We start from the raw sequence: 18,339 nt of genomic DNA on the forward strand, positions 1-18,339 counted from the left end.
AAGGCGGCGGCTGTAGGCCGCCTCCAGTCCACTGCCGGGTTACAATTCCCGAAGCACCGGGCCGGCCTTCTGGCCTAGGATGCGCCAGGTGCCGGCGAGGCCGATTCCCACCGTCAGCACCAGCGAGATCGCCAACGTGACGAGCGCCACATCTGGGAGGAAGGCAGACTGCAGCTTCATGATCCGGCTGACGACGAACCATGCGGAAATGCCTCCTGCAAACAGGGCGAAGATCGCCGTAGCGGCACCGAGGATCAGATATTCATAGGTGAAGGCGCGTATCAGCATGCCGCGCGTGGCGCCCAGCGTCTTCAGCACCACGGCATCATGGGTGCGTGCCCGGTTGCCGGCCGCAAGTGCACCGGCCAGAACCAGAACGGAGGCGATGAGGGCAACGGCCGCTGCGGCGCGGATTGCCGTCGCCAACTGACCGAGAAGTTGATCGATGATGGTGATGGCGTCCTTCACTCGGACACTGGTGATCGTCGGATAGGCATTGGTGACGGCGCGCAGGACGGCTGCCTCCTGCTGGGGCGTTGCGGCAGGGTCGCTCAGCGTCGCGAGCCACGCATGCGGCGCGCCGCTGAACGTATTCGGCGAAAACACCATGACGAAGTTGATCGACAGAGACTGCCATTCCACCTTGCGGAGATTGGCGATGCGGGCAGTAATGTTGCGGCCGAGCACGTTGACGGTGACTGTATCGCCGATCTTCAGGCCGAGCTCGCCTGCTTCCTCCGCCGAAAACGACACGAGCGGTTCGCCTGCATAGTCAGCCGCCCACCACTTGCCCTCCACAAGCGTCGAGTTGCTCGGCAGGCTTTCCTCGTAGGTGATGCCTCGGTCGCCGCGCAGCACCCATCGGCCGGCTGCCGGCACGTTCATCTGGTTTACGTCCTTGCCGTTGAAGGCGAGGATACGGCCCCGCAGCATCGGCACCTGGGTCACGGTTGCGTCCGGCAATTGTTGCTTCAGGACGTTGACGAAGCCTTCGCGCTCGGGACCCTGAATATCCACGAAGAAGAAATTCGGCGCCCGCTCAGCGATGGTGCCCGTCAACTGGCGGCGCATATTGCCGTCGATCAGGGCGAGCGTAACCAGCAAGGCCAGTCCCAGGCCCAGCGATAGGACGACGGAGGGTGTAAGGGCGCCAGGGCGATGGATATTGCCGATGGCGAGCCTCAAGGCCGGCGAGTGAACGCGAGGGCTTCTGCGCGCCAGTGCCGCAATCAGCACGGCAACCAGCCGCAGAGCCAAGAACGCTCCGGCAACCGCCGCCAGGAAGACCGCCGCGACATATCGGTCTTCCGCGGAAAACACGGCAAGTGCGCAGAGCAACGCAAGCGCAGCACCAGCTGCCAGCAGATAGGGCCAGGAGGGTAAGCGGCGGGTCTCGAAGCCCTGTTCGCGGAAGAGGGCCGTTGCCGGTACTTCCCGTGCATGGCCGAGAGGCAGGACAGCGAAGGCGAAGGTGATGATCAGGCCGAACAGGGCAGCGAGAAGAAGCGCCGAGGGGAAAATTGCGACATCTTTCGGAACCGGCAAAACGCCTTCCAGAAAGTGCAGGGCGATGAAGGGTGCAACTGCGCCGAGCACGAGGCCGATGGCAGTTCCGGCAAGGCCGAGCAACATGATCTGGATAAGGTAGATCTGCGTGACGACAGCGGCCGGTGCGCCGAGGCATTTGAAGGTCGCGATCGTGGTGCGTTTCGCATCGAGGAAGGCGCGCACCGCGTTGGCGACGCCGACGCCGCCAACGATCAGCGCTGTAAGCCCGACCAGGGTCAGGAATTGCGCGAAGCGATCGACATTTTCCGTCAGCGAGGGCGCGGCACGGTCGCTGGTGCGGACGGACCAACCCGCGCTCGGGAACTCGCGATTGGCGCGGTCGGCAAGGGTGCCGCGAATAGCCGGATCGTTGAGCTTGATCTTGTAGGCATGTTCCACAAGACTGCCGGTCGTGATGAGGCCGGACGCTTCCAGGGCATCGCGCCCGATCAACAGGCGTGGTGCAAATCCAAACCCGTCAGATACGGCATCGGGCTCGGCGGTGACGTTACCGGAGATCACCAGTGACGTGTTGCCGAGCAGCAACCGGTCGCCGGGTTTCAGGCTCATCCGGTCCGCCAGCAAAGGCGCCGCCAATGCGCCGAACGCGCCGCTGCTCTGCGAAGCGAGCAGTTCCGGCAGAGGCGAAGCAGGATCGGATTCCAGTGTCCCATAGAGTGGGTAGGTGTCGTCTATGGCCTTCACTTCCACAAGGGCCTGGTCGCTGCCATCCGGCTTGCGGGCCATGGAGCGGAGGCTGGTGGTGACCGAAACAGTGCCGAGGCTTTTGAGGAAGGCAAGCTCCTGCGCCGATGCCTCGCGATTGTTCAGTTCGAACCGCACGTCGCCCGCCAAAAGTTCCTGGCCCTGGCCGGCGATCGCCGTGGTGATGGCGCGTGAGACGGAATTGACCGCACCGATCGCGCCGGTCCCGAGCGCGATACAGGCGAGAAAGATATAGAAGCCTCTCAGGCCGCCCCGCATTTCCCGAAGCGCGAGGCGGAGCGAAATGGGAAGCCGAGAGAGCGCCGTCATGCGGAAACCACGTGCGGCTTGAGCCCGGAGACGCCGTCATCGACGATTTCGCCGGAGCGCACGCGGATCTGCCGCGAGCAGCGGGCGGCAAGCGAAACGTCGTGAGTGACGAGAAGCATGGTCATGCCGCGCTCGGCCTGTTTCGAAAACAGAAGGTCTGCAATCTGGCGGCCGGTCTCCGTATCGAGATTGCCGGTGGGCTCGTCGGCAATGAGGACGGTCGGGGAGGGAGCGAGAGCCCGGGCAATTGCCACGCGCTGTTGCTCTCCGCCGGAGAGCTGGCCCGGATAGTGGTCGAGCCTTTCGCCGAGGCCGACTGCCGTCAGCTCCTGGCGCGCAATGTCGAAAGCATTGCGGACATTGGCCAGTTCCAGCGGCACGGCCACGTTCTCGAGCGCCGTCATATTGGCGATCAGGTGGAAGGACTGGAAGACGATGCCGATGTTCTTGCCGCGAAAATCGGCAAGCGCATCTTCCGACAGGGAATGCAGGGGCGCATCGGCTATGACGATCTCGCCGCTATCCAGACGCTCCAGGCCGGCAAGCACCATCAGAAGCGTCGATTTTCCCGAGCCTGATGGTCCGACAATGCCGACGGATTCGCCCGCCCTGATGTCCAGATCGATGCCTTTCAGCACATGCACCCTGGCCGCTGCGCTGCCGAGGGTCAAATCGGCCTTCTTCAGCGTGATGATGGTTTTAGTCAAAACGAAGCGTCCTATATAGCGTGCACAAGCCCATGCCGCATGGCAGTACGGGGACATCTAGGAGACGGACCATGCGTTTTAAAGCGAGCCTGCTTCACTTCATCGTCATGTCGGGGCTGGCGCTCACTGCTCTGCCGGTCCTGGCGCAAGATCGCGTGGTGCAGCTCGTCGGTTTCGGCGACAGCCTGATGGCCGGCTACCAGCTCGCGCCGACGGAATCCTACACCGCCCAGCTTGAGGCTGCGCTGAAGGCGAAGGGCAAAAACGTGGTCATCGCCAATGCGGGCGTTTCCGGAGATACGACGACGGGCGGGCTGTCGCGGATCGACTGGTCGGTGCCGGACGGGACCGACGGCGTCATTCTGGAACTCGGCGCCAATGACGCCCTGCGCGGCATTTCCCCGGAACAGACGGAGAAGAACCTCGACACGATGATCGGCAGGTTGAAGGAGCGTGGGATTGCCGTCATCCTGATGGGCATGCTGGCGCCGCCGAACATGGGCGGCGATTATGCCGAGCGCTTCAACCCGCTCTACGACCGGTTGGCAAAGAAGCATGGCGTGCCGCTCTATCCCTTCTTCCTCGACGGCGTCGCCTCTGTATCCTCCCTGCAGCTTTCGGATGGCATGCACCCCAATCCGAAGGGCGTCGAAACCATGGTGGAAAGGTCGTTGCCGGCGGTCGAAAGCTTCCTGGTGGACATCGGGAACCGGGCAAAATAAGCGCTTGCGCGGAACGCCTTTGCATGTTCCGCTGTTAGCATCTGCAATAGATTCGAGGAGGTCCCCATGCCGAGACTTTTCACCGCCCTCGAAATTCCGCGCAATCTCGCTCTTAGTCTCTCGCTGCTGCGCGGCGGCCTTCCCGGCGCCCGCTGGATAGACGTTGAAAACTACCACATCACATTGCGCTTTATCGGTGACGTTGATGGCCGCACGGCCGACGAACTCGTGAACCGTTTCGACCGGATCGACCGGCCGGAATTCCAGCTGTCCCTGAACGGCATCGGCTCCTTCGGATCGAAGAAGCCGCACTCAATCTGGGCAGGCGTTGCGCCATCCTCAGACCTTTCCGCGCTTCAGGGCGAGATCGAACGTATCTGCCAGAGGATCGGGCTTGCGCCGGACCCGCGAAAATTTACCCCGCACGTCACGCTTGCCCGGCTGAAGCACTGCCGGCTGGATGACGTTGTGCATTACCTCTCGGGCCGCGGCAATTTCTATGCGACGCCCTTCACCGCTCCACGTTTCGTGCTGATGTCGTCCAAGGAATCGGTCGGCGGCGGTCCTTATCTGACGGAAGAGATCTTCCCGCTCAGGGATATCAGCTTCAGTTCAGCCTACGAAGCTGAAGCGGAACAGGCCAAGAGCTTTTTCTGACGGATGCGCTGGCATGGCTTATCGGCTTCTCGATCCGGCGGCAGTTGAGAGAGAACTTACAGTACTCGACGGCTGGGTGTTGAGTGCTGACGGCAAGGCTATCGGCAGAGATTTTGCCTTCCGCAGCTTCATCGAAGCCTTCGCCTTCATGACACGTTGCGCTCTGGTGGCGGAGAAGCTCGACCACCACCCGGATTGGTCCAATAGCTACTCTAAAGTCCAGGTCAGCCTGACGACGCATGTGGTGAAGGCACTGACCGACCGGGATTTCAAGCTCGCCAGCGCTATGGATGCAGCCTTCCGGGGCCGAGATTGAACTTCGGCCAGTGACCCCTATATGGAAATGGCTGTTCATAAGGAGGAGCGACCTTGGACGACGTGAAAATCGGCGAGATCCTGCTTCCCGGAGATGAGGAAACGCAGGCGAAGCGGGAACAGAAAGTGCGGGCGCGGTTCTGGCCCACGTTGAAAAAGGCCGTCCGGCATGTGCCTTTCAGCCGCGATGTGGTTGCCGCCTATTATTGCGCGCTGGATCCGCGCACACCGAAACGGGCGCGCGGTTTGCTTCTTGCGGCGCTCGCCTATTTCGTTATGCCTTTCGACGTCGTCCCCGACGTCTTTGCCTTTGTGGGCTTTACAGACGACATCGCCGTTCTGGCGGCGGCCTTGCGCATCATTCAGGGCCATATCACCGACCAGCATTACGATGCAGCTGACAAAGCGCTTGCGGATCATCCTGACGTTGCTGCCGAACCGAGACCGCAATAGCCCGGCTGGCAGGCTCCGCAGGGGAAGGAGCGCGCTGTCGGCGGCAGAGGTTGGATAAGAACAAACTCTTGCCTGAATCCTTGTGTCACTGGTTGACGCAAGACAGGAATTCCCACGCAAACGATCACGATCTTCACGATTAAGCGTCTCGCCGACAGGCCGGAGGATAGCTATCAGCCTCTCTCTTGTGGTGTTGACGCTTTGGTAACCAGAATTAAGTCAAAATGAACCTATCCGTGACGACGCCTGACAAGGCTTGCCCGCCCGGGCACCTCAAATACCAAAACTGGCAGGAGATCATGTCTGTAAGAACGATCGCGACCGCATTGGCCCTCACCTTGGCAAGCGCCGGTCTGGCACAGGCCCAAGCGCCAAAGAACACCGCTCAGGCAAAGCCGCAGCAGACCCAGACGGTGGCACCGGCACCCACCCGCATCCAGCAGTTCAAGGCCTGGGGCGCCTATTCCTACAAGTCCGGCGCCAGCACGGTCTGCTATGTCCTTTCCGTTCCGACCACCAAGGAACCGGCAAGCGTGGATCATGGCGACATTTTCTTCATCGTCTCGCAGCGTCCCGGCCAGAACATTTCCTACGAGCCGCAGGCGATGATGGGTTATACGATGCAGGCCAACTCCAAGGTCACAGTGACGATCGATAAAAAGAACTTCACGATGTTCACCAAGGACAAGGCGGCATGGGTGGAGAACGCTGCCGAGGAGCCGGCGCTTGTCGCTGCCATGAAAACCGGGCACGCAATGAGCGTTGCCGCTGTTTCCGGCCGAGGCACGAAGACGTCCTACAACTACTCGCTCCAGGGTATCGGCGCGGCGCTCAAGCAGATCGAATCCTGCAAGTAACGGATCGTCCATTGCACGTTCGAAGGCCGGTCATCGACCGGCCTTTTTGCTTTTGAAAGAATAGTGACGTGGCCGGGATTTAATGATAAAGGCTGCGCGCAAAGGCTTTGGCGCAGGGCGCTTATCAGGCCAGTCGTAATTTCACAAAAGACATGCCCATCCCTGCGTTACCCAGCGCGCGATGGACGCATGCTCGGATGGGATAAAAGAATGTCTGTCATCGAGGCCCTCGCGCCCGCCGTCGTAAAAACGCCTCTCGTGGCCAATCCGGACCTGTTCAGCACCAAGCCATCGCTGATCGGCCTGACGCGTGACGATATGGCTGCGGCCCTCAAGGAAAAGGGCGTTTCCGACAAGCAGGTGCGCATGCGCGTGAGCCAGCTCTGGCACTGGCTTTACATCCGCGGCGTTTCCGACTTCGACGCGATGACCAATGTCGCCAAGGATATGCGCGAGATGCTGAAGCAGCATTTCACCATTGCACGCCCGGAGATCGTCGAGGAGCAGGTGTCGAACGACGGCACGCGCAAATGGCTGTTGCGGTTTCCGCCCCGCGGTGCCGGCCGCCCGGTCGAGGTCGAGACAGTCTATATTCCCGAAGAAGGGCGCGGCACGCTCTGCATTTCCAGCCAGGTCGGCTGCACGCTGACTTGCTCCTTCTGTCATACCGGAACTCAGAAGCTGGTGCGCAACCTGACGGCGGAAGAAATTCTGTCGCAGTTGCTGCTGGCGCGCGACCGGCTGGGCGATTTCCCCGGCACGGACACGCCGGCCGGCGCCTATGTGCCGACCGGTGAGCGGAAGGTCACCAATGTGGTGATGATGGGCATGGGCGAGCCGCTCTACAATTTCGAGAGCGTCAAGAAGGCGCTGTTGATCGCGACGGACGGCGATGGGCTTTCGCTCTCCAAGCGTCGCGTGACGCTTTCGACGTCAGGCGTCGTTCCGGAAATCTACCGGACCGGCGACGAGATCGGCGTGATGCTGGCGATCTCGCTGCATGCGGTGCGTGATGAGCTGCGCGACATGCTGGTGCCGATCAACAAGAAATATCCGCTGAAGGATCTGATCGAGGCCTGCCGCAACTATCCGGGGCTTTCGAACGCCCGCAGGATCACGTTTGAATATGTGATGCTGAAGGACGTCAACGACAGCCTGGAAGACGCCAAGGGCTTGATCCAACTGCTCAAGGGCGTGCCTGCAAAGATCAACCTGATCCCGTTCAACCCCTGGCCCGGCACGAATTACCAGTGCTCAGACTGGGCGACGATCGAAAAATTTGCCGACTTCATTAACCAGGCGGGCTATGCCTCGCCGATCCGCACCCCGCGCGGCCGCGACATTCTTGCCGCCTGCGGCCAGCTGAAGTCGGACTCGGAGCGCATGCGCAAGACGGAGCGTCTCGCCTTTGAGGCGATGATGATCGCGGGCCACGGCGAAGACGACTGATAAGCAATCTCGTCCGAAACGAACGGACCAAGCTTACCGCGACCTATTTCAATGGCGCCGCTGTTGCCGTAGCGGCGGTCGGAACCTTGGCGCCGCTGATCTCCAGCCTCAATACACCAGCCGGCATCCCAAATCTTTCGACAGCGATCTCTTGTCTCGTTTGTCTTTTTGCGTCCGGCATACTACATTTTATAGCGAGGCGTCTGTTGAAAGGGTTGATCGAATGAACATCCCAGAGTTCCTGACATTCCTGATCATGCCTGTCGGATTGATTATCTTTGCGGCAATCATGCTTTACGTCACACGGCAAGACCGTATCGACGCAAAGAAGAAGGCGTCGTCGCGCTGACTCACCGCGACTGCGTCAGAAAGATCTTGGCGGCAAAGACCGAGAACACTCCGGCAAACGTATAATCGATGCCGCGCAGGACCTTGGGATTGGCTTGAAGCCAACCTGCAAGCTTGTCTGCAGCCACAATGGCCGCGATGTTGACCGGCATGCAGATGACGATGAAATAGAAGCCCAGGAAGATAAGCTTTTGGGTCACTCCCGGGTCGCCGGCCGTGACAAATTGCGGCAGGAAGGTCATGAAGAAAATGATGACCTTCGGGTTCAGCAGGTTGACCCAGAAGCCCGTCGAAATATTGCCGAGCGCGCTCGTCTTTCCCTGATCGACCCGCTGCACCGAAAGGCTCGATCCGTAGCGGATGGCCTGGATCGCCAGCCAGAGAAGATATCCCGCGCCGCCGGTCTTCAGAATGAAGAAGGCAGTCGGTGACGCGGTAATGAGCGCAGAAATACCAAAAGCCACGAGCAGGGTGTGGCAGACAACCCCAAGGCTCGTTCCGACGACGACAAAAAGAGCCGGCTTCGGGCCCTGTGCCAGCGCGCGGCTGATCGACAAGGTCATGTCAGGCCCGGGCGTCAGGGCAAGGAGCAGGCCAGCGGCAGTAAACGCGATAAGGGTCGCAAGACCAGGCAGGAAATCCATGATGTACTCGAAAGCCGGACGCGGGAACGCATTTGATACCCGGCTTTGGAAACAATGCCAATCGGTCGATCAGCGCCGGGAAATGAATTCCCTGGAGGCTTCCGCGTGATCCGGATGCCAGCGTGACAGGGGAGGGCGGTTCTCGACGATATCGCCAATAGCCCAAAGCATGCGCCGCTCATCCGTTGCACGATCGACATCGTTGTCGGGGCAGAGGATGTAGAAATCGCCTCGTTCGAGGCTCTCCAGCATGAACTCTGCCGTCTGCTTCGGCGTCCAGGCACCGGCCGGCTTTTCAGTTCGCTCACCCTTAGTGAGCCCGGTATAGACGAAGCCGGGGATCAGCAGATGTGCGCTGACCTGACTGTTCGGCGTGTTGCGCAATTCATGCTGAAGGGCTTCGGTGAAGGCTTTGACACCGGCCTTTGCGACATTGTAGGCCGGGTCGCCCGGCGGCGTGGTAATGCCTTGCTTGGAACCGGTGTTGATGATGAGGGCCGGTTCTCCATGCGCGATCATGGCCGGTCCGAAAATACGGCTGCCGTGGATCACGCCCATCAGATTGACCCCGAGCACATTGTCCCAGTTGACCTGCGGGCCGAAGATGCTGCTTCCCGGCTGGATGCCGGCATTGTTCATCAGCACATGGACACGGCCGAAGCGCTGAACCACCGTGCGCTCCAGTGCCTCGATCTCATCCGGCCTGGACACGTCGGTGCCAACCGCGGCGACGTCCTGATCACCATCGTCCGCCAGTGCGGCGACCTCTCGGCAGGCCTCGGCCAGCCGGTCGCCTTCCAGATCGGCGAGCACGACGGACATGCCGAGGCGTGCGAATTCCTTGGCAGCGGCAAGCCCGATGCCGGATGCGGCGCCGGTCACGACGGCGACATTGTCCTTTTTCAGAGCCGGATGAGTTATGGCCATGGATAGTCTCCTCTAACGACGCTGCTGTTCAAAGGTCTTGCGGGATATGGTAGCTTATCAGAACCTGTCAACATGACGGCTATGTCACAGCGGAGCGTCCCATGGGCGAAATTAGTTTGATCAAGGTGGATGAAGGGCTGGCGGATTTCGTCCACCAGCAGATCGAAAACGGCGCCTTTGGTTCAGAAAGCGAAGTGATCGAGGCCGCCTTGCGGCTGCTTCAGGAGCAAGATCAGGACGCGATCGAAGCCATCCGCGCGGCCATAGCCGAGGGCGAGGCATCGGGCGAGCCGCAGCCGTTTGATTTCGACGAGTTTCTCGCCGAGATGCGCCGGAAGCACATCGATCAAGCCGGACGAGCTGCAGACTTGCTCCACCCTTGATCTCCCACTGGATCATCCACAGGAAGCCTGCCTGTAGGTTCTGATCGTCCGCATCCTCCATCAGCGCAGGAACCTGCGTAGCCACCTGTGACTTCCGTACTTCGCTTCCCCTTGCGTGGCTTGGCAAACTCGCTAAAAGTGCCGCCATCCCAAAAGCCGCGCGCTCATGCGCCCCCCACCCGCAGACGGACCTGAAACCGACATGGCACTTCCGAAAGACGTAAAGAAAGTCGTCCTCGCCTATTCCGGCGGCCTCGATACCTCGATCATCTTGAAATGGCTGCAGACCGAACTCGGCGCCGAAGTCGTGACCTTCACCGCCGATCTTGGTCAGGGCGAGGAGCTGGAGCCTGCCCGCAAGAAGGCCGAGATGATGGGCATCAAGGAAATCTACATCGAGGACGTGCGCGAGGAATTCGTCCGCGATTTCGTTTTCCCGATGTTCCGCGCCAATGCCGTCTACGAAGGCGTCTATCTGCTCGGCACCTCGATTGCCCGTCCGTTGATTTCCAAGCACTTGATCGAGATCGCCAGAAAAACCGGCGCCGACGCGATCGCGCACGGCGCGACCGGCAAGGGCAACGATCAGGTTCGCTTCGAGCTTTCCGCTTACGCGCTGAACCCCGATATCAAGGTGATCGCGCCCTGGCGCGACTGGAGCTTCAAGAGCCGCACTGACCTCCTCGAATTTGCCGAGAAGAACCAGATCCCGGTTTCTAAGGACAAGAAGGGCGAGGCGCCGTTCTCCGTCGACGCGAACCTCCTGCACTCTTCGTCCGAAGGCAAGGTTCTGGAAGACCCATCGGTCGAGGCGCCGGAATATGTGCATATGCGCACCATTTCCCCGGAGGCCGCGCCCGACAAGGCGACCGTCATCAAGGTCGGCTTCCGCAAGGGTGACGCCTGCTCTGTCAACGGCGTCGAGATGTCGCCGGCGACCCTGCTTGCGACCCTCAACGATTACGGCCGCGACAACGGTATCGGGCGTCTCGATCTCGTCGAGAACCGCTATGTGGGCATGAAGTCGCGCGGCGTCTACGAGACCCCCGGCGGCACGATCCTGCTCGCGGCACACCGTGCGATTGAGAGCATCACGCTCGATCGCGGCGCCGCTCATCTCAAGGATGAGCTGATGCCGAAATACGCAGAGCTGATCTATTACGGTTTCTGGTTCTCGCCGGAGCGCGAAATGCTGCAGGCCCTGATCGACAAGAGCCAGGAGCATGTGGAAGGCGAAGTGACGCTGAAGCTCTACAAGGGCAATATCATGGTCATCGGTCGCGAAAGCAAGAAGTCGCTCTATTCGGACCAGCTGGTCACCTTCGAGGACGACCAGGGCGCCTACGACCAGAAGGATGCAGCCGGCTTCATCAAGCTCAATGCGCTGCGTCTGCGTACGCTCGCCAAGCGCAACCTGTCCAAGTAAATCCGGCCAAATTGCAAAGGCTCGCTTCCCGTATGGAATGCGAGCCTTTTCATTGTCTCCTGAACGAGGATCAGTCGTTTTGCTCGTCGGGAGTACCATGGTTGAACGTCTGAAGATTGGCGTTGAAGCTTTTCAGGGTTTCAGCCAGGAGGTCGCAACGTTCCTCGTCCATTCCCTGCGTGGCGCGGGCAAGAATATCGCCCAATTCTTGCCGTATGGCAGCCAGCATGTCGATTGAAGCGGGTGTGAGATTGATCCGTTTCGCGCGTCGATCGACGGTGCATGGTTGGCGCTCCACCAGCCCCAAAGCCTGAAGCTTGTCGAGGTAGGTGCAGAGCGTCATCGGTTCCACCCCCATGCGCAAAGCGATGTCGAGTTGCCGGCTGCCGTCCGTCGCGGCGATGTTGATGAGGGCGCGCGCTTCCCCCGGCGTCAGCCCAAGCCCCGATTGGGCTACCCGCTTTTCGAGGGCGGTGCGTAGTAGGCGTGCAGCATCCCCGATCAGGAAAGCCAGTTGCCCAATATCAGCCGGGGGATGTGTGCGGTTGTCAGAGAGTTTCATAAGTCGGGCTTACTATCTTTCCGGCAAGGGCGGAATTGAATTCACCGTGTGCGTGGCGTCATCAACCGCGCTCAGGCGGCTCGACAGATGGTCGTCAAATCCCCATGTTGAGATAAATGCGGATTCTTGCCGCTTTTCCCGAAGCATACGGACCATCTGTTTGAAAGGCTCAATCATGGATCATCTCTCCCTCAATCCTGCCCTTGTGAAATGGCGCGGACATCACGGCCTGCCGCAGTTCGATCAGGTGAAGGACGAGGATTTCGCGACCGGCTTCGAGGCCGCATTGGCGGCGCACGAAGCGGAGATCGATGCGATTGCCGATCATCCGGACGAGCCGAGTTTCGACAACACGGTCGTGGCCATGGAGGTCGCAGGCGACGAGCTTTCACGGGTCTCGGCGCTGTTCTGGAACAAGGCCGGCGCCCACACCAACGAGAATATCCAGGCGCTTGAGCGGGAAATCGCGCCGAAAATGTCGCGTCATTATTCCAAGATCGGCATGAATGCGGCCCTGTTCTCCCGCATCGACCGGCTTTGGGAAACGCGCAAGGATCTCGATCTGACCCTGGAGCAGGAGCGTGTGCTGGAGCGCCACTGGAAGGGTTTTGTGCGGGCAGGCGCCAAGTTGCCGAAGGAACAGCAGGAGCGCCTTGCCAAGATCAACGAGACACTGGCCGGACTTGGAGCAAACTTCGGCCAGAACGTACTGGGCGATGAGAAGGCGTGGTCGCTGAAGCTGACCGATGAAGCCGATCTCGACGGCCTGCCACCCTTTCTGCTCGACGCCATGCAGTCGGCGGCCCGTGAGCGCGGCGAGGACGGCGGCTATATGGTCACGCTGTCACGCTCGATCATCGAGCCCTTCCTGACATTTTCGACACGTCGCGAGTTGCGCGAACAGGCTTTCCGCGCCTGGATTGCGCGCGGGGCCAATGGCGGCGAGCGCAACAATCTGGAGATCGTGCGGGAAACGCTCGCCTTGCGGGCGGAAAAGGCGAAGCTTCTCGGCTACGAGAATTTCGCTGCCTTCAAGCTCGACAACACCATGGCAAAGACGCCCGAGACCGTGAACGAGTTGCTGCGCAGCGTCTGGGACAAGGCCCGCAGGAAGGCGCTGGAGGAGGAGGCAAGCCTTGCAGGCCTGATTGCCGAAGAGGGCGGGAACCATCCCGTCATGCCGTGGGACTGGCGTCATTACGCCGAGAAGCTGCGTGAGCGGATGTTCGATTTTTCCGAATCGGAGCTTAAGCCTTACCTGCAGCTCGAGAAGATCATCGAGGCCTGCTTCGACGTGGCCAACAGGTTGTTCGGCGTCACCGCAGTCGAGGTCAAGAACGTACCGGCCTATCATCCGGACGTGCGCGTGTTCGAGATCCGCGATGAGCAGGGCGATCTGAAGGCGCTGTTCCTCGGCGATTACTTCGCCCGCTCCTCCAAACGGTCCGGCGCCTGGATGAGCTCGTTTCAGGCTCAGCACAAGCTGCCGCTGAAGAGCGGGTTACAGGGTGAACTGCCGATCATCTATAATGTCTGCAATTTCGCAAAGCCCGCTGAGGGCAAGCCGGCGTTGCTGTCGCTCGACGATGCCCGCACGCTGTTTCACGAGTTCGGCCATGGCCTGCATGGCATGTTGTCGGACGTCACCTATCCCTCCGTTTCAGGAACGAGCGTTGCCCGCGATTTCGTGGAACTGCCGTCCCAGCTCTACGAGCATTGGCTGACGGTGCCGGAGATCCTCACGAAATACGCCGTTCATTACCAGACGGGCGAGCCCATGCCGAAGGCGCTGCTGGACAAGGTGCTGGCCGCCCGCACCTTCAATGCCGGGTTTGCCACCGTGGAGTTCACGTCCTCCGCCCTGGTCGATATGGCCTTCCACACGCGGGAGCCGGCCGACAGCCCAATGGACGTACAGGAGGCCGTGCTGCAGGAGCTCGGCATGCCGCAATCCATCGTCATGCGCCACGCGACTCCGCATTTCCAACACGTGTTCTCCGGCGATGGCTATTCCGCCGGATATTATTCCTACATGTGGTCGGAAGTGCTGGACGCCGATGCCTTCGCAGCCTTCGAGGAGTCGGGCAATGCCTTCGACCCGGTCATGGCCCGCAAGCTCAAGAACAATATCTACTCGGTGGGTGGGTCGATCGATCCGGAAGATACCTACAAGGCCTTCCGCGGCAAGCTGCCGGACCCAGGCGCCATGCTGAAGAAGAAGGGTCTGGCAATGGCCGAACAACTGATGGGCAGCGACGCTTAAGGACAGGTCAACATGTTTTGAAGCAGGCTGTCCTTCCTGAAGGATGGCCTATTGCTGTGAAACCATGGAAGACTACATAAGGCCGTATCCATGCTGCGATGCGGCCTGCAGGAGAGCATCGTCGCTCGCCCCCTTTCGCAAATGCGAAAAAGCAGGTAAGAGGCCGCCAAGCGAATTCGGCGCCTCCCAAGCATTGCGCCCCAAACCTTAGAGATCCTGACTATGAAAATGCGAAATATCGCAATTATCGCACACGTCGACCATGGGAAAACGACCCTGGTTGATGAAATCCTTAAGCAGTCCGGCTCGTTCCGCGAAAATCAGCGCACCGTCGAGCGCATGATGGATAGCAACGATTTGGAAAAAGAACGCGGCATTACCATTCTTGCCAAGGCGACCTCCATCGAGTGGAAGGGCACCCGCATCAACATCGTCGATACGCCCGGCCACGCCGACTTCGGCGGCGAAGTGGAACGTATTTTGTCGATGGTGGATGGCGCCATCGTTCTGGTGGATAGCTCGGAAGGCCCGATGCCGCAGACCAAGTTCGTGGTCTCGAAGGCGCTGAAGGTCGGCCTTCGCCCGATCGTTGCGATCAACAAGATCGACCGTCCGGACGGACGCCACGAAGAAGTCATCAACGAAGTCTTCGACCTGTTTGCCAATCTGGATGCGACCGACGAGCAGCTCGACTTCCCGATCCTCTACGGTTCGGGCCGCGATGGCTGGATGAATGTCAGCCCGGAAGGTCCGAAGGATCAGGGTCTTGCTCCGCTGTTGGACCTGGTGCTCAAGCATGTGCCGGAACCCAGCGTCGGCGACGAAGACGGTGCTTTCCGCATGATCGGCACGCTTCTCGAAGCCAACCCATTCCTCGGCCGCGTCATCACCGGCCGTATCCATTCCGGCTCGATCAAGCCGAACCAGTCCGTCAAGGTTCTGAGCCAGGATGGCAAGGTGGTCGAAACCGGCCGCATTTCCAAGATCCTCGCCTTCCGCGGTATCGAGCGCACAGCCATCGATGAAGCCCATGCGGGCGATATTGTCGCCATTGCCGGCCTGTCCAAGGGCACGGTTGCCGACACGTTCTGCGATCCGTCGGTCACCGAAGCACTGGAAGCACAGCCGATCGATCCGCCGACCGTCACCATGTCCTTCCTCGTCAACGACAGCCCGCTGGCCGGCACCGAGGGCGACAAGGTCACCTCGCGCGTCATCCGCGACCGTCTGTTCAAGGAAGCAGAAGGCAATGTCGCCCTGAAGATCGAGGAATCCGAAGGCAAGGATTCGTTCTTCGTCTCCGGTCGTGGCGAATTGCAGCTGGCCGTCCTGATCGAGACCATGCGTCGCGAAGGCTTCGAGCTTGCCGTGTCGCGTCCGCGTGTCGTCATGCACAAGGATGAAGACGGCAATGTTCTGGAGCCGATCGAAGAAGTCGTGATCGACGTCGATGAAGAGCATTCCGGCGTGGTCGTGCAGAAGATGTCCGAACGCAAGGCCGAATTGGCCGAGCTTCGTCCGTCCGGCGGAAGCCGTGTCCGTCTCAAGTTCTTCGCGCCGACCCGTGGCCTGATCGGCTACCAGTCGGAACTGCTGACCGACACGCGCGGCACCGCGATCATGAACCGTCTGTTCCATGATTATCAGCCTTACAAGGGCGAAATCGGCGGCCGTACCAACGGCGTTCTCCTGTCCAACCAGTCCGGCGAAGCCGTCGCCTACGCGATGTTCAACCTGGAAGACCGTGGCCCGATGATCATCGAGCCGGGTGAAAAGGTTTATGCCGGCATGATCATCGGCATCCACAGCCGCGATAACGACCTTGAGGTCAACGTGTTGAAGGGCAAGCAGCTCACCAACATCCGTTCGGCCGGCAAGGACGAGGCCGTGCGCCTGACCCCGCCGATCCGCATGACGCTTGACCGGGCGCTTTCGTGGATCCAGGACGACGAACTGATGGAAGTGACGCCGAAGAATATTCGTCTTCGCAAGACCTATCTCGACGCCAATGATCGCAAGCGTTTCGGTAAGGCGAAGATCGCCTGATCCTCGCTTCAGACGCAGTCTTTTGGACCCCGGCAGCGATGCCGGGGTTTTTCTTTGTCTGCCGGCAGTGGGTCTTGCTGCAAAGGTTAAAAACGAGTTAACTTTCCGATGTCGTCCACATGAGAAGTCTGTGGGCAATCCAGCCGGATCAGCGATTAGGATGGTGGAGCGCCCGCGGCAGGACCTAAAGTCGCGTTATGAAGACGTTGTCGATCGATGTCCGGCGGGCCGAACCGCAAGATGCCCGCGCCATTTCGATGGCGCATCGGGAGTCTTGGGAGCAGGCCTATGCCGGTATCATACCCCACAAACCGTTGATCCAGATGCTGGAGCGGCGGGGCGAAGGCTGGTGGCGCAAGGCAGCCAGTGGCCCTGCCACACTGCTGGTGCTGGATGTGGCGGGCACGATTGCCGGCTACGCCACCATCGGTCTCAACCGGTCGCGGGCGCTGCCCTTTGACGGTGAGATCTACGAGATCTACCTGCGGCCGGAATATCAGGGCATCGGGCTTGGGCGACGGCTGTTTGGGGAAAGCCGGCGGCTGCTGAAGTCGCTCGGCTGCGAGGGGCTCGTCGTCTGGTGCCTGGAAGACAGCGAGCATGCCATCCGCTTCTTCCGCCGCCATGACGGTGCAGATACCGTGGAAGGCATGGAAGACTTTGGCGGTACGAACCTCAAGAAGATCGGGTTCGTCTGGCAATGACTGCCGAGGCCTTTGTCGCCTCTTGTGGCGATGGCGGCTGGGAATGCCTGCGGCCACGCTGAAGGCGTGTTGCCTTGCGGGATAAATCCCGCTATCGACGCATAACTTCAGTGAACCTTATCGGGGAAGAGAATGCGTATCGATGCAATTTCCGTAGGCAAGAATCCGCCTGAAGACGTCAACGTGATCGTCGAAGTGCCGGTCGGCGGTCATCCGATCAAGTACGAGATGGACAAGGAAGCCGGCGCACTGGTCGTAGACCGCTTCCTTTATACGCCGATGACGTATCCGGGCAATTACGGCTTTGTGCCGCATACGCTTTCCGAAGACGGCGATCCGATCGACGTGCTGATCTGCAACACGCGTCCGCTCATTCCGGGCTGCGTCATCAATGTTCGCCCGATCGGCGTCATGGTCATGGAAGACGACGGTGGTCAGGACGAGAAGATCATTGCCGTTCCTGTGCCGAAGCTGACCCAGCGCTACGACAAGATCAAGAATTACACCGATATGCCGGAGATCACGCTCAAGCAGATCGAGCACTTCTTCACGCATTACAAGGATCTGGAGCCCGGCAAGTGGGTGAAGATCGAAGGCTGGCAGGATGTCGATGTCGCCAAGAGGCTGATCGTCGAAGCCATCGAGCGCTTCAACGCTGACAAGAAGTAGGCTCAGCTCTTCAGAAGACCATCGAGCTTTCTCTGCAAATCCTCCGGGTCGCCCTCGATCCGGAGGATTTTTTTGCGCGCTGTTTCGCCGGAGAGGATCGAGACCGAGGATTTGGGGATCTTGAGCGCCTTGGCAAACAGCTCGATCAGCGCCTTGTTGGCCTTGCCGTCTTCCGGCACTGCCGATACCCGCGCCTTGATGAAGCTCTCACCGTCGGCCGCCACCGCAATGCCGTCCAGAGCATTGCGGCCCGCGTTCGGTATCACCCGAATCGCGAGCCGCAAATGATCGGAATGCCTGCTGAAAGGGCTGCTCAAGCAACCAGCGGATAGAGGCTGGTCCACATCAGCGAGCGCAGGAAGAAGATGATCAGCAGCACGATGATCGGAGAAAGATCGATACCGCCAAGGTCCGGCATGACGCGGCGGATCGGGCGCAGAACCGGCTCCGTCACGTTGAACAGGAAGCGGCCGATCGCATCCACGAACTGGTTTCTCGAGTTGATAACGTTGAAGGCGTAGAGCCATGAGAAGATGGCGCTGGCGATCAGCACCCAGGTATAGAGGTTCAAAGCCAGATCAATGGTCTGAAACAGGGCGAGCATGCACGTCTCCATTTCGTTGT

21 protein-coding genes are annotated in these 18,339 nt (G+C 60.2%); 13 read left to right on the forward strand and 8 right to left on the reverse strand.

The window, feature by feature from the left end:
• Nucleotides 1-39 precede the first annotated feature (39 nt).
• Together EPK99_RS21895 and EPK99_RS21900 are read right to left on the reverse strand one after the other, a co-directional pair.
• Nucleotides 40-2,583: an ABC transporter permease gene (locus EPK99_RS21895; RefSeq protein WP_128445219.1), complete on the reverse strand. Its 2,544-nt coding sequence runs from the start codon at nt 2,581-2,583 to the stop codon at nt 40-42.
• Nucleotides 2,580-3,290, reverse strand: coding sequence for an ABC transporter ATP-binding protein (locus EPK99_RS21900; RefSeq protein WP_128445220.1), 711 nt, complete (start codon nt 3,288-3,290; stop codon nt 2,580-2,582). The genes EPK99_RS21895 and EPK99_RS21900 overlap by 4 nt, the downstream gene beginning before the upstream one ends.
• 71 nt (nt 3,291-3,361) lie before the next feature.
• Between EPK99_RS21900 and EPK99_RS21905 the strand changes: the two genes are divergently transcribed.
• The 7 genes from EPK99_RS21905 (at nt 3,362) to EPK99_RS25950 (ending at nt 8,092) form a co-directional block, all read left to right on the forward strand.
• A complete protein-coding gene (locus EPK99_RS21905) occupies nt 3,362-4,012 on the forward strand; it encodes an arylesterase (RefSeq protein WP_128445221.1) in 651 nt (216 codons plus the stop codon).
• A 66-nt stretch (nt 4,013-4,078) separates the two neighbouring features.
• Complete coding sequence (gene thpR, locus EPK99_RS21910) at nt 4,079-4,669, forward strand: RNA 2',3'-cyclic phosphodiesterase (RefSeq protein WP_128445222.1); 591 nt, start codon at nt 4,079-4,081, stop codon at nt 4,667-4,669.
• A gap of 13 nt (nt 4,670-4,682) precedes the next feature.
• Nucleotides 4,683-4,985: a 4a-hydroxytetrahydrobiopterin dehydratase gene (locus EPK99_RS21915; protein ID WP_128445223.1), complete on the forward strand. Its 303-nt coding sequence runs from the start codon at nt 4,683-4,685 to the stop codon at nt 4,983-4,985.
• A 53-nt stretch (nt 4,986-5,038) separates the two neighbouring features.
• Nucleotides 5,039-5,437, forward strand: a complete 399-nt coding sequence (locus EPK99_RS21920) for a YkvA family protein (RefSeq protein WP_128445224.1) — start codon at nt 5,039-5,041, stop codon at nt 5,435-5,437.
• A 299-nt stretch (nt 5,438-5,736) separates the two neighbouring features.
• Complete coding sequence (locus tag EPK99_RS21925) at nt 5,737-6,294, forward strand: invasion associated locus B family protein (RefSeq protein WP_128445225.1); 558 nt, start codon at nt 5,737-5,739, stop codon at nt 6,292-6,294.
• A gap of 210 nt (nt 6,295-6,504) precedes the next feature.
• Nucleotides 6,505-7,743: a dual-specificity RNA methyltransferase RlmN gene (rlmN, locus tag EPK99_RS21930; protein WP_128445226.1), complete on the forward strand. Its 1,239-nt coding sequence runs from the start codon at nt 6,505-6,507 to the stop codon at nt 7,741-7,743.
• A 223-nt stretch (nt 7,744-7,966) separates the two neighbouring features.
• Nucleotides 7,967-8,092: a hypothetical protein gene (locus tag EPK99_RS25950; RefSeq protein WP_281033489.1), complete on the forward strand. Its 126-nt coding sequence runs from the start codon at nt 7,967-7,969 to the stop codon at nt 8,090-8,092.
• Nucleotide 8,093: 1 nt separating this feature from the next.
• Here EPK99_RS25950 and EPK99_RS21940 read toward each other — a convergent pair whose 3' ends face one another.
• Nucleotides 8,094-8,735, reverse strand: coding sequence for a LysE family translocator (locus EPK99_RS21940; protein WP_128445227.1), 642 nt, complete (start codon nt 8,733-8,735; stop codon nt 8,094-8,096).
• A 69-nt stretch (nt 8,736-8,804) separates the two neighbouring features.
• Nucleotides 8,805-9,662, reverse strand: a complete 858-nt coding sequence (locus EPK99_RS21945; RefSeq protein ID WP_128445228.1) for an SDR family NAD(P)-dependent oxidoreductase — start codon at nt 9,660-9,662, stop codon at nt 8,805-8,807.
• A gap of 125 nt (nt 9,663-9,787) precedes the next feature.
• Here EPK99_RS21945 and EPK99_RS21950 point away from each other — a divergent pair, with 125 nt between their 5' ends.
• Both EPK99_RS21950 and EPK99_RS21955 read left to right on the forward strand, forming a co-directional pair.
• The gene (locus EPK99_RS21950) at nt 9,788-10,045 is read left to right on the forward strand and encodes a type II toxin-antitoxin system ParD family antitoxin (RefSeq protein ID WP_245582531.1); all 258 of its coding nucleotides are present in this window, start codon (nt 9,788-9,790) and stop codon (nt 10,043-10,045) included.
• A gap of 202 nt (nt 10,046-10,247) precedes the next feature.
• Nucleotides 10,248-11,471 carry an argininosuccinate synthase gene (locus EPK99_RS21955; RefSeq protein WP_128445230.1) on the forward strand — a complete coding sequence of 408 codons (1,224 nt, stop codon included), beginning with the start codon at nt 10,248-10,250 and terminating at the stop codon, nt 11,469-11,471.
• A gap of 70 nt (nt 11,472-11,541) precedes the next feature.
• Here EPK99_RS21955 and EPK99_RS21960 read toward each other — a convergent pair whose 3' ends face one another.
• Nucleotides 11,542-12,033, reverse strand: a complete 492-nt coding sequence (locus EPK99_RS21960; protein ID WP_128445231.1) for a MarR family winged helix-turn-helix transcriptional regulator — start codon at nt 12,031-12,033, stop codon at nt 11,542-11,544.
• A gap of 12 nt (nt 12,034-12,045) precedes the next feature.
• Nucleotides 12,046-12,210 (reverse strand): hypothetical protein, encoded by a 165-nt coding sequence (locus EPK99_RS25390; RefSeq protein WP_164901839.1) that lies wholly within the window; start codon nt 12,208-12,210, stop codon nt 12,046-12,048.
• Here EPK99_RS25390 and EPK99_RS21965 point away from each other — a divergent pair.
• From EPK99_RS21965 to ppa, 4 genes are all read left to right on the forward strand, one after another.
• Complete coding sequence (locus tag EPK99_RS21965) at nt 12,209-14,296, forward strand: M3 family metallopeptidase (protein WP_128445232.1); 2,088 nt, start codon at nt 12,209-12,211, stop codon at nt 14,294-14,296. The two genes, EPK99_RS25390 and EPK99_RS21965, sit on opposite strands and share 2 nt — an antisense overlap.
• 222 nt (nt 14,297-14,518) lie before the next feature.
• A complete protein-coding gene (gene typA / locus EPK99_RS21970; protein ID WP_128445233.1) occupies nt 14,519-16,342 on the forward strand; it encodes a translational GTPase TypA in 1,824 nt (607 codons plus the stop codon).
• A 197-nt stretch (nt 16,343-16,539) separates the two neighbouring features.
• Complete coding sequence (locus EPK99_RS21975) at nt 16,540-17,046, forward strand: GNAT family N-acetyltransferase (RefSeq protein WP_128445234.1); 507 nt, start codon at nt 16,540-16,542, stop codon at nt 17,044-17,046.
• Nucleotides 17,047-17,178: 132 nt separating this feature from the next.
• Nucleotides 17,179-17,715, forward strand: a complete 537-nt coding sequence (ppa, locus tag EPK99_RS21980) for an inorganic diphosphatase (protein WP_128445235.1) — start codon at nt 17,179-17,181, stop codon at nt 17,713-17,715.
• A 2-nt stretch (nt 17,716-17,717) separates the two neighbouring features.
• Here the strand turns inward: ppa and EPK99_RS21985 are convergent, their stop codons facing one another.
• Both EPK99_RS21985 and EPK99_RS21990 read right to left on the reverse strand, forming a co-directional pair.
• Nucleotides 17,718-18,032 (reverse strand): DUF167 domain-containing protein, encoded by a 315-nt coding sequence (locus EPK99_RS21985; protein ID WP_128445236.1) that lies wholly within the window; start codon nt 18,030-18,032, stop codon nt 17,718-17,720.
• Nucleotides 18,029-18,319 carry a YggT family protein gene (locus EPK99_RS21990; RefSeq protein ID WP_245582524.1) on the reverse strand — a complete coding sequence of 97 codons (291 nt, stop codon included), beginning with the start codon at nt 18,317-18,319 and terminating at the stop codon, nt 18,029-18,031. Before EPK99_RS21990 ends, EPK99_RS21985 begins: the two co-directional genes overlap by 4 nt.
• Nucleotides 18,320-18,339: the final 20 nt, after the last annotated feature.

It is taken from the genome of Neorhizobium lilium, from assembly GCF_004053875.1.
Lineage (GTDB): Bacteria > Pseudomonadota > Alphaproteobacteria > Rhizobiales > Rhizobiaceae > Neorhizobium > Neorhizobium lilii.